At 69.5% G+C, this 14,783-nt stretch carries 11 protein-coding genes and 1 tRNA gene; 7 read left to right on the top strand and 5 right to left on the bottom strand.

The genetic code is table 11. The features are described from left to right. Nucleotides 1-40: 40 nt before the first annotated feature. The 6 genes from aceE (at nucleotide 41) to IR212_RS07715 (ending at nucleotide 7,634) form a co-directional block, all read left to right on the top strand. Complete coding sequence (gene aceE / locus IR212_RS07740) at nucleotides 41-2,770, top strand: pyruvate dehydrogenase (acetyl-transferring), homodimeric type (RefSeq protein WP_194398330.1); 2,730 nt, start codon at nucleotides 41-43, stop codon at nucleotides 2,768-2,770. Nucleotides 2,771-2,777: 7 nt separating this feature from the next. After that, nucleotides 2,778-3,998 (top strand): PucR family transcriptional regulator, encoded by a 1,221-nt coding sequence (locus tag IR212_RS07735; protein WP_228479537.1) that lies wholly within the window; start codon nucleotides 2,778-2,780, stop codon nucleotides 3,996-3,998. Nucleotides 3,999-4,097: 99 nt separating this feature from the next. Beyond that, nucleotides 4,098-5,009 (top strand): ACP S-malonyltransferase, encoded by a 912-nt coding sequence (locus IR212_RS07730; RefSeq protein WP_194398329.1) that lies wholly within the window; start codon nucleotides 4,098-4,100, stop codon nucleotides 5,007-5,009. Nucleotides 5,010-5,023: 14 nt separating this feature from the next. Next, nucleotides 5,024-6,022, top strand: a complete 999-nt coding sequence (locus tag IR212_RS07725) for a beta-ketoacyl-ACP synthase III (RefSeq protein ID WP_194398328.1) — start codon at nucleotides 5,024-5,026, stop codon at nucleotides 6,020-6,022. 73 nt (nucleotides 6,023-6,095) lie between these two features. After that, entirely contained in the window at nucleotides 6,096-6,344 is a 249-nt protein-coding gene (locus IR212_RS07720; protein ID WP_055964675.1) for an acyl carrier protein, read from the top strand. 51 nt (nucleotides 6,345-6,395) lie between these two features. Continuing rightward, nucleotides 6,396-7,634: a beta-ketoacyl-[acyl-carrier-protein] synthase family protein gene (locus tag IR212_RS07715; protein WP_194398327.1), complete on the top strand. Its 1,239-nt coding sequence runs from the start codon at nucleotides 6,396-6,398 to the stop codon at nucleotides 7,632-7,634. Between the two features lie 199 nt (nucleotides 7,635-7,833). Here IR212_RS07715 and IR212_RS07710 read toward each other — a convergent pair whose 3' ends face one another. Together IR212_RS07710 and IR212_RS07705 are read right to left on the bottom strand one after the other, a co-directional pair. After that, the gene (locus IR212_RS07710) at nucleotides 7,834-8,337 is read right to left on the bottom strand and encodes a DUF3145 domain-containing protein (protein ID WP_194398326.1); all 504 of its coding nucleotides are present in this window, start codon (nucleotides 8,335-8,337) and stop codon (nucleotides 7,834-7,836) included. 145 nt (nucleotides 8,338-8,482) lie between these two features. Further along, entirely contained in the window at nucleotides 8,483-9,256 is a 774-nt protein-coding gene (locus tag IR212_RS07705; protein WP_194398325.1) for a hypothetical protein, read from the bottom strand. Between the two features lie 152 nt (nucleotides 9,257-9,408). Between IR212_RS07705 and IR212_RS07700 the strand changes: the two genes are divergently transcribed. Next, on the top strand, nucleotides 9,409-11,412 hold the full coding sequence (locus IR212_RS07700; RefSeq protein WP_194398324.1) for a DUF262 domain-containing protein: 2,004 nt from the start codon (nucleotides 9,409-9,411) through the stop codon (nucleotides 11,410-11,412). Nucleotides 11,413-11,463: 51 nt separating this feature from the next. Here IR212_RS07700 and nagE read toward each other — a convergent pair whose 3' ends face one another. The 3 genes from nagE to IR212_RS07685 form a co-directional block, all read right to left on the bottom strand. After that, entirely contained in the window at nucleotides 11,464-13,398 is a 1,935-nt protein-coding gene (gene nagE, locus IR212_RS07695; protein ID WP_194398323.1) for an N-acetylglucosamine-specific PTS transporter subunit IIBC, read from the bottom strand. A gap of 143 nt (nucleotides 13,399-13,541) precedes the next feature. Further along, a tRNA-Ile gene (locus IR212_RS07690) sits at nucleotides 13,542-13,615 on the bottom strand. A gap of 53 nt (nucleotides 13,616-13,668) precedes the next feature. Then, on the bottom strand, nucleotides 13,669-14,760 hold the full coding sequence (locus IR212_RS07685; RefSeq protein ID WP_194398322.1) for a DMT family transporter: 1,092 nt from the start codon (nucleotides 14,758-14,760) through the stop codon (nucleotides 13,669-13,671). Between the last annotated feature and the right edge of the window lie 23 nt (nucleotides 14,761-14,783).

Raw genomic sequence — 14,783 nt, 5'->3', positions numbered from 1 at the left:
GATTCCCTGGCACGATCTGCCAGACGACGAAAGGTCTTCTGTGACTGTCAACGATCAGGATCCGTACTCGCAGGAACCCCTCGACAGCGATCCCGACGAGACCTCCGAGTGGCAGGAGTCCCTCCAGCAGCTCGTGCAGGCGAAGGGCCACGGCCGTGGCCGGGAGATCATGCTGAGCCTGCTGCAGACCTCCCACGAGCTTCAGCTCAACGTGCCGCAGGTGCCGACGACGGACTACATCAACACCATCGCCCCCGACAACGAGCCCGAGTTCCCCGGCGACGAGGAGCTGGAGCGCCGGTATCGCCGGTGGATCCGCTGGAATGCCGCGATCACTGTGCACCGCGCGCAGCGCCCGGGCATCGGCGTCGGCGGCCACATCTCCACGTACGCATCCTCCGCCTCGCTCTACGAGGTCGGCTTCAACCACTTCTTCCGCGGCCTCGATGACCCTGCCGGCGGCGACCAGGTGTTCATCCAGGGGCACGCCTCGCCCGGCATCTACGCGCGGTCGTTCCTCGAGGGACGCCTCAGCGAAGCCCAGCTCGACGGCTTCCGCCAGGAGAAGTCGAAGTTCCCCGACGGGATCCCGTCCTACCCGCACCCGCGCCTCATGCCGGAGTACTGGCAGTTCCCCACCGTCTCCATGGGCCTCGGTCCCATCAACGCCATCTACCAGGCGATGACGAACAAGTACCTGACGAACCGGGGCATCAAGGACCTCTCCGATTCGCGCGTGTGGGCCTTCCTGGGCGACGGCGAGATGGACGAGGTCGAGAGCCGCGGCCAGCTGCAGGTCGCGGCCAACGAGGGTCTGGACAACCTGACGTTCGTGGTGAACTGCAACCTGCAGCGCCTGGACGGCCCGGTCCGCGGCAACGGCAAGATCATCCAGGAGCTCGAGAGCTTCTTCCGCGGCGCCGGCTGGAACGTCATCAAGGTGGTGTGGGGCTCGGGCTGGGACGAGCTGCTGTCGAAGGACGTCGACGGCGCGCTGGTGCACCTGATGAACACGACGCCCGACGGCGACTTCCAGACGTACCGCGCCGAGGACGGCGCCTTCATCCGCGAGCACTTCTTCGGGCGCGACGAGCGCACGGCGGCGCTGGTGAAGGACTGGTCCGACGACGACATCTGGGGCAAGCTCCGCCGCGGCGGCCTGGACTACCGCAAGGTGTACGCGGCGTACAAGGCAGCGACCGAGCACAAGGGCCAGCCGACGGTGATCCTCGCCAAGACGATCAAGGGATACGGGCTGGGTCACCACTTCGAGGGTCGCAACGCGACGCACCAGATGAAGAAGATGACCCTGCAGGACCTGAAGTACTTCCGCGACTCGATGCGCATCCCGATCACGGACGCGCAGCTCGACGAGAACCCGTACCTCCCTCCGTACTTCAACCCGGGCGGGCAGGACGAGACGATCCAGTACATGCTCGAGCGCCGGCGTGCGCTCGGGGGCTTCCTGCCGGAGCGCCGCTCGCACCACGTCGGTCTTCAGCTCCCGGGCGACGAGGCCTACGCGCTGCCGAAGAAGGGCTCGGGCACGCAGGAGATCGCCACCACGATGGCGTTCGTGCGCCTGCTGAAGGATCTGCTCCGCTCGAAGGACTTCGGCCACCGCATCGTGCCGATCATCCCCGACGAGGCCCGCACGTTCGGCATGGACGCGTACTTCCCGACCGCGAAGATCTACAACCCGCACGGGCAGAACTACACCTCTGTCGACCGCGAGCTCCTCCTGGCGTACAAGGAGAGCCCGCAAGGCCAGATCATGCACGTCGGCATCAACGAGGCGGGCGCCGTCGCCGCGTTCACGGCCACCGGAACCTCGTACTCGACGCACGGCGAACCGCTGATCCCGGTCTACGTCTTCTACTCGATGTTCGGCTTCCAGCGCACCGGCGACGCCCAGTGGGCGGCGGGCGACCAGATGGCGCGCGGCTTCATCATCGGCGCGACCGCCGGCCGCACGACCCTGACCGGAGAGGGACTTCAGCACGCGGACGGCCACTCGCCGCTGCTGGCTTCGACGAACCCCGCCACGATCTCGTACGACCCGGCCTACGGCTACGAGATCGCCCACATCGTGCGCTCGGGCCTGGAGCGCATGTACGGCGGCGACCACCCCGACCCGAACGTCATGTACTACCTCACCGTGTACAACGAGCCGCTCGTGCAGCCGGCGGAGCCCGAGGGGGTCGATGTCGACGGCATCGTGCGCGGCATACACCGCATCTCCTCGCCCGAGGGCGAGGGACCGCGCGCGCAGATCCTGGCGTCGGGCGTCGGTGTGCCGTGGGCGCTCGAGGCGCAGCAGCTGCTGCGCGACGACTGGGGCGTGCAGGCGGACGTCTGGTCCGTCACGTCGTGGAGCGAGCTGCGCCGCGACGGTCTCGCGGCCGACGAGCACAACTTCCTGCACCCCGACCAGGAGCCGCGCGAGGCGTACATCACGCAGAAGCTCGCCGGGGCGCCCGGCCCGGTCGTCGCGGTCAGCGACTACATGCACGCGGTGCAGGACCAGATCCGCCCGTGGGTCCGGCACAACTTCGCCACGCTGGGTGCGGACGGCTTCGGGTTCTCCGACACCCGCGCCGCAGCACGCCGGTTCTTCAAGATCGACGGTCCCTCGGTCGCGGTCCGCACGCTGCAGGCCCTCGCCGCCGAAGGCGCCGTCGACCGAGGCCTTGCCGCGCAGGCGATCCAGAAGTACCGCCTGCACGACGTGACGGCCGGGACGAGCGGGAACGCGGGCGGCGAGAGCTGATCCGCGAATGGGCACGTCCGCCGAGCTGATGGACAAGCCCGAGACGCTCGCCTGGCTGCGACGCATCTCGGGTGATCTGGCCACCGTCACCATCAAGCGACTCGAGGAGACGCTGCCCTGGTACGCCGAGATGCCGCCGGCCCGACGCTCCGCCGTCGGGCTGGTGGCGCAGGCGGGCATCACCTCGTTCATCTCGTGGTACGAGGATCCGGCCTCCACGCCGTGGATCGCCTCCGACATCTTCGCCGTCGCGCCGCGCGAGCTGCTGCGCAGCGTCAGCCTCCAGCAGACGCTGCAGCTCATCCGCGTCACCGTGGAGGTGACGGAGGAGCGGGTCGCCGGCAAGGGTGAGCACCTGCGTGAGGCGATCCTGCTGTACTCGCGGGAGGTCGCGTTCGCGGCGGCTGACGTCTACGCGCGCGCCGCAGAGGCGCGGGGTCTGTGGGACGCCCGGCTCGAGGCGCTCGTCGTGGACTCGATCCTCACCGGGGAGGCCGATGAGGAGCTCCCGAGCCGCATCGCCGCGCTCGGGTGGCACGGCCACGGTGAGGTGGCGGTGCTCGTGGGCACGACCCCGCCGCAGTTCGATGTCGACCAGCTGCGTCGCACCGCCCGCAAGCTGGGCGTCGACGTCCTGATCGGCGTGCAGGGCTCGCGCCTCGTGCTGGTCGTGGGCCGCGCCGACCCCGGCTCGCGCGCCGATGAAGCGATCGCCGACCTTCCCTTCGCCGAGATCGCGCGGCGTCTGGAGCCGGGTTTCGGCACCGGCTACCTCGTGCTCGGTCCCACGGTCCCCGCGCTCGTCGACGCCAGCCAGAGTGCGCGCGCCGCGCTGGCGGGCTTCGCCGTGGCGCGGGCGTGGCGCCATGCCCCGCGTCCGGTGGAGGCCGACGACCTCCTGCCCGAGCGCGCTCTCGCGGGTGACCCGCTCGCCAAGCTCACGCTGGTGGAACGCATCTACCGCCCGCTGCAGGGACACAGCGCCGACCTGCTGTCGACGCTGTGGGCGTACCTCGACAACGGCCGCTCCCTCGAGGCGACCGCGCGGGAGCTGTTCGTGCACCCGAACACCGTGCGCTACCGCCTGAAGCGCGTGTCGGAGGTCATCGGCTGGGATGCGACGGGCCCGCGGGAGGCGCTCATCCTTCAGACGGCGCTGATCCTGGGATCCATCGGAACGGATGCCGCGCGCCGGCGCTCGCCCTCCCCCCGGCGGAGTCCCGCCTGACGCCGCAGACCGTCCGGGTGTGCACCACGCACAAAGCATGCGAGCATTCTTTGACGGTCTCGCCAGAACCCCGTCGATGATCCTTGGAAGGATGGAACGGTGACAATCGCGGTCTTCCCCGGACAGGGCTCCCAGTCCCCCGGCTTCCTGACCCCCTGGCTCGAATCGGACGGCGCGGCGGACCGCCTCGCGCAGTACTCGGAGTGGTCGGGGGTCGACCTCGTCGCCGCCGGCACCGAGTGGGACGCCGAACGCATCCGCGACACGCAGGTGGCGCAGCCGCTCATCGTCGCGGCGAGCCTGCTCTCGTGGAACGCCCTCCCCGACCGGGACCGCATCCTCGGGGTCGCCGGCCATTCGGTCGGCGAGTTCGCCGCGGCGGCGGCCGCAGGAGTCCTGACCGAGGAGTCCGCGCTGACCCTCGTCGGCATCCGCGGGCGGGCGATGGCGCAGGCGGCTGCGGCCGCCGAGACGGGCATGAGCGCCGTCATCGGCGGCGATGAGGCATCCGTGCTCGCCCGCCTCGACGAGCTGGGACTGTCGCCCGCGAACTACAACGGCGGCGGCCAGCTCGTCGTCGCCGGTGCGCTCGATGCCCTGCAGGCTCTCGCCGCCGACCCGGTCGCCGGCACGCGGGTCATCCCGCTGCAGGTCGCCGGCGCCTTCCACACCGACTACATGGCACCGGCCGTGCAGACGCTCCGCCGGGCCGCCTCGGACCACGACGTGTCCGATCCCGGGATCACGCTGTGGACCAACCGCGACGGCTCCGTCGTCTCGACGGGCTCGGCTTTCGTCGAGCTCCTCGTGGAGCAGGTCGCTTCCCCGGTGCGCTGGGACCTCTGCATGGCTTCCTTCGCCGACAGCGGCGTGTCGGGGATCATCGAGCTCTCCCCCGCGGGCACGCTCGTCGGGCTCGCGAAGCGCGCGCTGCGCGGGGTGCCGACCGTGGCCGTCAAGACACCCGCCGACCTCGAGGCCGCCGCCGCACTGGTGGCCGCCGCCGCCTGACCGGAGCACGCGACATGTCCAGCATCATCCAGCCCACCGGCGCCGCGCACACGCGCATCTACGCCTACGGTGCCGCCCGCGGCGAGATCGCGGTCCCGAACGACGACCTGGTCGGTCCCATCGACTCCAGTGACGAGTGGATCCGCCAGCGGACCGGGATCGTGACGCGCACACGGGCGGTGCCCGAGACGGACGCTATCGACCTGGCGACGGATGCCGCACGCGAGGCGATCACGCGGTCGGGCGTCGCCGCCTCCGACATCGACGCCGTCATCGTCGCCACGGTCTCGAACCCGAAGCAGACCCCGTCGGTCTCGGCGATCGTCGCCGACCGCGTCGGGGCCAACCCGGCCGCGGCCTACGACGTCAACGCCGCCTGCGCGGGCTTCGCCTACGGCGTCGCCCAGGCGGACGCCCTCATCCGCGCGGGTGCCGCTCACCACGCCCTGGTCATCGGCGCGGAGAAGCTCAGCGACGTCGTGGACCCCACCGACCGGAGCATCTCGTTCCTGTTGGGCGACGGGGCGGGAGCCGTGGTGATCGGCCCCAGCGAGACGCCGGGGATCGGCCCGACAGTGTGGGGCTCGGACGGCTCCAAGGCCGACGCCGTGGGGATGAACCACACCCTCGTCGAGTTCCGCGACGGCACGGCCCCCTGGCCGACGCTGCGGCAGGAGGGGCCGACGGTGTTCCGGTGGGCGGTGTGGGAGATGGTGAAGGTGGCCCGTCAGGCTCTCGAGGCCGCCGGGGTGGAGGCATCCGATCTCGCCGCCTTCGTCCCCCACCAGGCGAACATGCGCATCATCGACGAGTTCGCCAAGCAGCTCGGCCTTCCCGACTCGGTGGTGGTCGGCCGAGACATCGAGACGACCGGGAACACCTCAGCGGCATCCATCCCGCTCGCGACGCACCGTCTGCTCGAGGAGCACCCCGAGCTCAGCGGCGGTCTCGCGCTGCAGATCGGGTTCGGTGCCGGTCTCGTGTACGGCGCGCAGGTCGTCGTGCTTCCGTGAGCCCGGAATCCCCGACTCTAGACTGAGACCCGGCCCGGTCGGGTCTCGCAACCCCAAGAAAACAGGAGAAACCATGGCATTCACCAGTGACGAGGTCCTCGCCGGACTCGCCGAGCTCATCACCGACGAGACGGGCATCTCGGCCGACGAGGTCGCCCTCGAGAAGTCGTTCACCGACGACCTCGACATCGATTCGATCTCGATGATGACAATCGTCGTCAACGCGGAGGAGAAGTTCGGCGTCACCATCCCCGACGACGAGGTCAAGAACCTCAAGACCGTCGGCGACGCGGTCAGCTACATCACGTCGAACCAGGCGTAAACCCTTCCGGTGGGGGCTTCGGCCCCCACCGGCGCACCCACGAGGACTCCCATGAGCAACCCCCGCATCGTCGTCACGGGCATCGGCGCGTCGTCGCCCCTGGGCGGCACGGCCCCCGAGAGCTGGTCGGCACTTCTCGACGGCGTCTCCGGCGCACGCACCCTCGAGTACGACTGGGTCGAGCAGTACCAGCTGCCGGTGACCTTCGCCGCCGAGGCCAAGGTGCGGCCGGACACCGTGCTGGATCGCCCGGTCGCCAAGCGCCTCGACCCGTCGTCGCAATTCGCCCTCGTCGCGGCGATGGAGGCGTGGGCCGACGCGGGCAGCCCCGACGTCGACCCCGATCGCCTCGGCGTCGATTTCGCCACCGGCATCGGCGGTCTGCACACCCTCCTCGACGGCTGGGACACGCTCCGCGAGAAGGGCCCGCGGCGCGTCCTGCCGATGACCGTCCCGATGCTCATGCCCAACGCGGCTGCGGGCAACCTGTCGCTGCACTTCAACGCCCGCGCCTACGCCCGCACGGTGGCCAGCGCCTGCGCGTCGAGCACGGAGTCGATCGTCAACGCGATCGAGCACATCCGCGCGGGACACGCGGACGTCGTGATCGCCGGCGGAACCGAATCCGTGATCCATCCCGTCACGATCGCGGCGTTCTCGTCGATGCAGGCCCTGTCGCGCCGCAACGACGACCCCGCGACGGCGTCGCGGCCCTGCAGCATCGACCGCGACGGCTTCGTCATGGGCGAGGGTGCGGCCGCGCTCATCCTCGAGACCGAGGAGCACGCCCGGGCCCGCGGCGCCCAGATCTACGCGGCCGTCGTCGGCGGCGGCGTGACGGCGGACTCGTACCACATCACCGCCAACGATCCCGAGGGCCTCGGCGCCTCCCGTGCCGTTCGCCTGGCGCTGGAGATGGCGGATGCCTCGGCCGACGATGTCACCCACGTCAACGCGCACGCGACGTCCACCCCGGTCGGCGACCCGAACGAGTACACCGCCCTGCGGTCGGTGTTCGGCGCGCGGATCGACGAGATCCCGGTCTCGGCCACCAAGGCCTCCACCGGCCACCTCCTGGGCGGCACCGGTGCGCTGGAAGCGATGTTCACGGTCCTCGCGCTGCGCGACCGGGTCGCTCCCCCGACGATCAACCTCACCGCGCAGGACCCCGAGGTCCCCTTCCGCATCTCGGGCTCGCCGATCCCGCTCGGCGACGGCCCGCAGCTCGCGATCAGCAACTCGTTCGGCTTCGGCGGGCACAACGCCGTCGCGGCGTTCGCATCGGTCTGAGGCATCCGGCCCGCACCAAGACGCCCCCGTGCCGCACCTCAGGTGTCGACGCGGGGGCGTCTGTGGTGTCAGGCGGTGGTTCGCGGTCCCGCTGCCCGGGATCAGGGGCCTCCGAGCCTCGGTAGTGGCGCCTCGCACCGCCCTCGTCTGTGAAGTTGTGTCACCCGCTCGGAGATGCCGGGCACGGGCCCGACCGCCGTCAGCCGACCTTGTGCAGCCAGACGACCGGTGCGTCGTCGCTCGCGTGGCGGAACGGCTCGAGCTCCTCGTCCCACGCCGCGCCGAGCGCGATCTGCAGCTCCCGGTGGAGTTCGGCCGCATCGCCGCCGGCGATCTCCATCGCGTAGCGGATGCGGTCCTCGCCGATCACCACGTTGCCCGCGGAGTCGGTCTGGGCGTAGTGGATGCCGAGACCTGGCGTGTGCAGCCACCGGCCGCCGTCGCTGCGCGGCGTGGGATCCTCGGTGACCTCGAACCGCAGATGCTCCCACCCGCGGATCGCCGTCGCGAGCGCCGAGCCTGTCCCGGCGGCGCCCTCCCAGTAGAACTCGGCGCGGCGACTTCCCGCCAGCACGGGCTGGTCCGCCCAGTCGAAGCTGACGGCACGCCCGAGGGCCCGCCCGACCGCCCATTCCAGGTGAGGACACAACGCCCGTGGCGCAGAGTGAATGAAGATCACCCCACGCGCTTTGTGTGTCGCCATGATCTCTCCGTTCGTCAGGTGCGTCTTCCCCTACGACCTGAGACGGTGCCACGGCGTGCTGTTCGGTTGTTCCCGCCATTATCGCCGAGGGGGTGGGCGAATCACAAGTGTGTGATTCCCCCACCCCCTCGGTCCGGGCGGAGGCTCAGGCCTCGCTCATCGCCTGGACCTCTGCCTTGCCCTTGGCGGCGTAGTACGCGGCGCGGGCGGCGTCGCGGCGGGCCTGCTCGGCCTGACCGGCGTCGAGGACGTCCTGCGGCACGTCGAACTGGTCGGTCGTCGGCTTGCCGTGGTACTTCGCGATGTAGGCGTCCAGTTCGGGGCCGGACTCCCACGACGTGATCAGGCAGTAGCGCGGCGCGTCGCCGTCGTGGTGGACGGCGTGCCACAGGCGCTGCGTGTCGACGATGAGCTGCGCGCCGGCGGGAAGCGCCACGCGGTACTCGATGCTCGGGTCGGTGCGGTTCTCGCGCAGCACGAAGTAGCTGTTCTTGTCGTCGGTGAGGTTGAAGAACCCGCGCACCACCCAGCCGGTGCCGTCCGGGTTGAGGCGGTTGTTGTCGTCCTGGTGCAGGTTGTAGAGGGCGTCGGCGTACGTGTTCGGCTGCAGCTCGATGATGCGGCAGCGGCCGACGTTGGCGCCCGGCTCCTGCGCGCGACGCGTCAGGGTCGGCGCCTTCTCGGTCTGCTCGGGGATCCAGACGCCGTCCTTGTCGGTGCGCGGCGGCGTGTGGTTCCAGAAGCCGTTGCACTCGATCTCGCCCTTGGCCGAGGCCAGCGGGGCGAAGCGGGTGTCACCCGACGACTTCCAGTCGACGTACTCGATGGACAGCCATTCCTGCGGGTCGATCTCCTCGTTATAGGAGTCGAGCACCACGAAGCCGGTCTCATCGAGAGCGGCGGACTTGATGTAACCCATGACGGATCATGCCTTTCGGTCAGTGAGCCAGCACGTTTTAACAGGCTCAACTTAGGCAAGCCTACCTCGCTGGCCTCCGGGCCCCTCGAGACCGGGCCGGGAATAACCGCCCCCCGGGTGGGGCAGCGACGCCCCAATAGACTGGAGGCGCCATGGTCACTGCCACGAACGTCGATGCGACTGCTGTCAACACGATCGGGTGGCTCTCCGCCGCGGACTGGACGATCGTCGTCCCGGTCTACCAGCGCCAGTACCGGTGGGACATCGGCGGATGCGAGCAGCTGTTGGCCGACATCCGGGCGGTGGCGGACCTCGACGATCGGCACATGCACTTCATCGGCTCGATCCTCTCCTCCGCGAGCGGAGACGGCGAAGGCGCCGAGCTCGTGCTGATCGACGGCCAGCAGCGGACGACGACGCTGATGCTCCTCGTCGCCGCGCTCCACCACACGGTGCGCGAGACCGATCCGGAGCTGGCCGATCAGCTGCAGCGCGTGCTCGTCCACTCCCACGACGCATCCCGCACCAAGCTGCGGCCCCACCGCGCGTGGGCCGGTGTCTTCGAGCGCGTCGTCCTGGACCTGCCGCTCGCGCCGGGCGAGCACCGGGATTCGCGCTTCGACGACAACTACGCCTTCTTCCGCAGCCAGATCCGCGCCGAAGAGGCGCCCCGCATCTGGCGCGGGCTCCAGAAGCTCGAGCACGTCGCGATCACGCTCGGCGCGGGCGCGAACGCCCAGCAGATCTTCGAGAGCCTGAACTCCACCGGCGAGCCGCTGCGCGACCACGAGCTGATCCACAACTACGTCCTGATGGGGCTGACGCACGCCGAGCAGCGGGAGGTCGAGGGCGAGTTCTGGCAGCCGATCGAGACGGACACCGGCGACGCGATCGCCGACTTCTGGCGCCAGTACCTCGTCATGCGAACCGGACGAGAGGTCGCGGTGGTGGGCGGCCGCGGCGTGTACGACGCCTTCCGGCACGAATTCCCGCGCCTGGAGTTCGCCGATCTCATCGCGCACGCCGCCGAGTGGCGGGCGCTGGCCCGCGTGTACCGGGTGCTGCTGCGACCGCAAGAGGCCCCGGACGCCGAGATCGCAGGGCACCTCGGTCACCTCAGCACCTTCGGCTCGACCATGTACCCGCTCGCGATGCGCGCGTATCGCGACCACGAGACCGGGGAGCTCTCGCGGGAGCGCCTCATCGAGACGCTCGAGATGATCCAGACGCTGCTGATGCGCCGATCGGTGGTCGGCATCGGGACGCAGCGTCTCGTCGCCCGGCTGTGCCGGGCACGCGAGGCGGGCTGGGACACTCTGGTCGCGGCGATCTCGCGCATCACGCCCTCGGACGAGCGCATCGCGGTGGCGCTCAAGTACACCGAGCTCCCGCACGCGCGGTACGCGCTCGGCCGCATCGCCGGCGTCGACCCCGCGGGTCTCGAGCTCGAGCACGTCTTCCCCCTCGCCCCTGGCGACGGGTGGACCGGCGACGGGGCGCGCACGTGGGCGTCCTACAGCGAGGACGAGCAGAACAGCCACCGCGCGCTCGCGCAGACCATCGGCAACCTCACCCTCCTCGAAGAGGGCCTCGCGATCGCCGCCTTCGACCGGTCCTTCCCCGAGAAGCGGGAGCTGTACGCCCGCAGCGCCGTGGGCATCACGGCCGACCTCGCCGATGTCGCGGCGTGGGGAACCGCGGCCGTCGCCGAGCGCTCACGTCGCCTCACCGACCGCTTCGTACGGGTGTGGCGGCGTCCGGGCGGCCCGGCGATCGACGACGACGGGCTGACTCCGATCCTCGACGCGGTGCGCCGCCGCGGCTGGCCGGCCGGCTGGCACCGCGAGTGGTCGTACGTCGAGTACTGCGGAGAGCATTGGGAGGTCTCGGACGTCAAGTACCTCTTCAACCGCGTGTTCAAGCGGCTGTGGGCCGATGCGCGCGAGGCGGTCGTGTCATACAGCGCCCGCCGCGGCGGTCCCGTCTACACGGCGCAGTCGTGGAACGGCCAGTGGGATCGCCTCGACGATCAGCACTCGCTCTACATGGGCTGGGACTCCAGCTACATGCTCAGCGCCGTGCAGGGCGTCCTCGAGGAGGCTGGCCTGGCCCCTGAGGTCTTCGTCAAGTACTCCTACATCGGCGAAGCGATGTGATGACGGGGACGGATGCCTCGGCCCGAGGCATCCGTCCCCGCCATCGTCGGATCACTCGAACGAGACGGCGGCGTTCTCGTTGTTGAGCACGATCACCGGGGTGATCGCGGGGTGGCCGGCGGCACGGATGCGCTCGAGGTCGAAGCGCAGCAGCGGAGTGCCCGCGGTGACCTTCTGGCCCTTCTGTACGAGCGTGTCGAATCCGTCGCCCTTCATGTCGACGGTGTCGATGCCGACGTGGATGAGCAGCTCGGTGCCGTCCTCGAGCACGAGCGCCACCGCGTGGCTGCTGTCGAACGTGGCGCCGATCGTGCCGTCTGCCGGCGCGATCACGGTGTCACCGGTCGGCTCGATCGCCACGCCCGGGCCCATGACCCCCTGCGAGAACGTCGGGTCGGGCACCTGCGAAAGCGACACGACGCGGCCCTCGAGCGGCTGGCGCAGCCGCACCGTGGTCGTCGCCGGGGCGTCGGTCAGCACCGCGGTTCCTCCCGCGGTGACGGGCGCGGGCTCGGCCGTCGCACCGGCCGGGGCCGCGGCGCGTCCGGCGAGGATCGCCTCCATGGCGTCCTTCACGAACTGCACGTTGGTGCCGTAGACGACCTGGACGGACTTACCACCGGGTTTCATGGTGCCCGCCGCCCCTGCGCGCTTGAGGGCGGCGTCGTCGACCTTGCTGACGTCGTCGATCTCCATGCGCAGGCGCGTGGCGCAGTTCTCGAGTTCGAGGATGTTGTCCTTGCCGCCGAGGGCGTCGATGAACCGACCCCCCGTGACCAGATACTTGTCGTCCGCCGTGTGCGTGTCGTACTCGGTGCCTTCGCCGAGGATGTCGTCGTCCTCGCGGCCCGGGGTCTTGAGGTTGAACCGCTTGATGAAGAAGTAGAACACCACGAAGTAGATGAAGAACCAGAAGACGCCCATGACCGGGATGAGCCACGGGTTCTGGGCCATCGGGTTCATCCAGTTGAGGACGAGGTCGATGAATCCGCCCGAGAACCCGAAGCCCATGCGAACGGGAAGGATCTGGCTGATGGCCATCGAGATGCCGGTGAAGACCGCGTGCGTGAGGTACAGCACCGGCGCGAGGAACATGAACGCGAACTCGAGGGGCTCGGTCACGCCGACGAAGAAGGAGGCGATGGCACCCGAGAACAGGATGCCGTACGCGAGCTTCTTGCGCGTCGTCCTGGCCGTGAGATACATCGCCAGCGCGGCGCCGGGGAGACCGAACATCATGATCGGGAAGAAGCCCGTCATGTACTGGCCGGTGACCCCGTAGGTGCCCTCGCCGGCGAGGAAGTTGTTGAGGTCGTTGATCCCGGCGACGTCGAACCAGAACACGGAGTTCAAGGCGTGGTGCAGCCCGACCGGGATGAGCAGGCGGTTGAGGAAGCCGTAGATCCCGGTGCCGAACGCCCCCAGCGTCACGATCCACTCGCCGAAGCCGACCAGCCCGCCGTAGACGAAGGGCCAGACGAAGAACAGCACGATGGCGACCACCAGTGAGACGCCCGCCGTCACGATCGCGACAGAGCGCTTGCCGGAGAAGAAGGACAGCGCGTCGGGGAGCCGGGTGTCCTTGAACTTGTTGTAGCAGTACGCGCCGATGAGGCCGCAGACGATGCCGACGAATACGTTCTGCACGCGCAGGAATGCGGGATCGACCTGATTGACGTCGTCGACCCCGGTGAAGAGGGCGACGGTCTCGGGCTTGAGCAGCGTCGTGATCACGAGCCAGGACACCAGGCCGGCCAGGGCGGAGGTGCCGTCGGACTTCTCGGCCATGCCGAGCGCGATGCCGACGGCGAACAGCAGCGCCATGTTGTCCAGCAGCGAGCCGCCGGCGGCGCCGAGAAACGTCGAGACGATGTTGGGACCGGCTGCCGAGCTGATCCAGTAGGAGATGCCGGACAGGATCGCCGCGACCGGCAGCACGGCTACCGGGAGCATGATCGACCTGCCGAGCCTCTGCAGGAACTTCATTGTTCGCCTCCATGACGGGCTGGGGACAGTTGCTGTCGATGACGCTACCGCCAAATCCCGGCGCTCATCAGAGGCATCCCCTCCGAAAGTAAGGATGGTGAACGAAAGACCGTCGCGTGTGCCGCGGCGACGGTCTTGTTCGGTAGGGCGGGTGGGACTTGAACCCACGATCGTCGGGTTATGAGCCCGCTGCCTTGACCAGCTTGGCCACCGCCCCGCGCACCGAGGTGCGCAGACGAGCCTACCGGCCTGGCACCCCGGTCCGGTGTCTCACCGGGCGTCGGGCTCGTCGGCCGGATCCTTGACGGGCGGTTCGGGCCACACCTTCGCGACGGCCTCAGTGACCTTGATCGACGCGGTCGACGGATGCGCGGCATCGGGGGCCGTGCCACCGCTTCCGCGCGGGATCGGCAGCTCCTGGCTGTCGCTGAGCACCTGCGGATGATGGCGGGCGAGCTGGAAGACGCCCCACACGGCGACGGCACCCACCACCGCGAATGCGATGTAGACCCACAGCGGCGCCCCGGCGACCTCCTGCAGGACCGTCAGCCCGATGAGGATCGCCACGATCGGATCGATCACGGTGAGGCCGGCGACGACGAGGTCGGGCGGACCCGAAGCGTAGGCGCTCTGCACGAAGTATGCGCCGACGATCGCCCCCACGATGAGGGCCGCCAGGCACAGGAACGTGAGCCAGTCGAAGTTGTTGTCCTTGATGCGCTCGATGACCACCTTGGCCAGCGTCGCGACGAAGCCGTAGATGACGCCGGCGGCGGTGATGTAGAACAGCGCCCCCATGCGCTTGCGCAGCCACACCCACAGCCCGGCGAACGCGAGCGTCACCAGCGCCAGCAGCACGAGGATCGTGACCAGCTGCCCGTTGGACACGGGCTTCTCGGTCGCGAAGAGCGCCGCGATCGTGACGAAGACGAAGATGCCTCCGACGCACGCGGCAATGGCGATGAGCGAGCGTCGCGTCGGCTTGTGTCCGCTGATCTGCGCATTCAGGAGGGTGGTGATGACGAGCGCGATCGCTCCCAGCGGCTGGACCACGATGAGCGGCGCGACAGCCAGGGCGGAGAGCTGGCAGACGATGGCGAGCCCCAGCATCACCGTGCCGATGACCCACGAGGGCCGCGCCAGCAGTCTCAGCATGTGGCTTGCACCCAGGCCGCCGTGACCCGTCTCGGACCGGCTCATCCGCTCGACCTTGGTCACTCCGCGGTGCTGGTACTGCGCCCCGAACGACATGAAGATCGCACCGAGCAGCGCGAGCGGGATGCCGTACAGCAGCCCGGGGTTCTGGAAGGCGCCGACCAGCTGGTCCCCCACGTCCTCGAGCTCCACAGCGGTCCACAGCACACATCGACATTAGCCGCAGGCAT

The organism is Microbacterium atlanticum (assembly GCF_015277815.1).
GTDB classification, from domain to species: Bacteria; Actinomycetota; Actinomycetes; order Actinomycetales; family Microbacteriaceae; genus Microbacterium; species Microbacterium atlanticum.
This window is presented reverse-complemented; position numbering and strand designations above follow the sequence as displayed.

Bases quoted from the DNA above. Each gene is read 5' to 3' on its own strand.
- IR212_RS07735 (WP_228479537.1), top strand. From the start codon at position 2,778: ATGGGCACGTCCGCCGAGCTGATGGACAAGCCCGAGACGCTCGCCTGG.
- IR212_RS07725 (WP_194398328.1), top strand. From the start codon at position 5,024: ATGTCCAGCATCATCCAGCCCACCGGCGCCGCGCACACGCGCATCTAC.
- IR212_RS07720 (WP_055964675.1), top strand. From the start codon at position 6,096: ATGGCATTCACCAGTGACGAGGTCCTCGCCGGACTCGCCGAGCTCATC.
- IR212_RS07715 (WP_194398327.1), top strand. From the start codon at position 6,396: ATGAGCAACCCCCGCATCGTCGTCACGGGCATCGGCGCGTCGTCGCCC.
- IR212_RS07710 (WP_194398326.1), bottom strand. From the start codon at position 8,337: ATGGCGACACACAAAGCGCGTGGGGTGATCTTCATTCACTCTGCGCCA.
- IR212_RS07705 (WP_194398325.1), bottom strand. From the start codon at position 9,256: ATGGGTTACATCAAGTCCGCCGCTCTCGATGAGACCGGCTTCGTGGTG.
- IR212_RS07700 (WP_194398324.1), top strand. From the start codon at position 9,409: ATGGTCACTGCCACGAACGTCGATGCGACTGCTGTCAACACGATCGGG.
- nagE (WP_194398323.1), bottom strand. From the start codon at position 13,398: ATGAAGTTCCTGCAGAGGCTCGGCAGGTCGATCATGCTCCCGGTAGCC.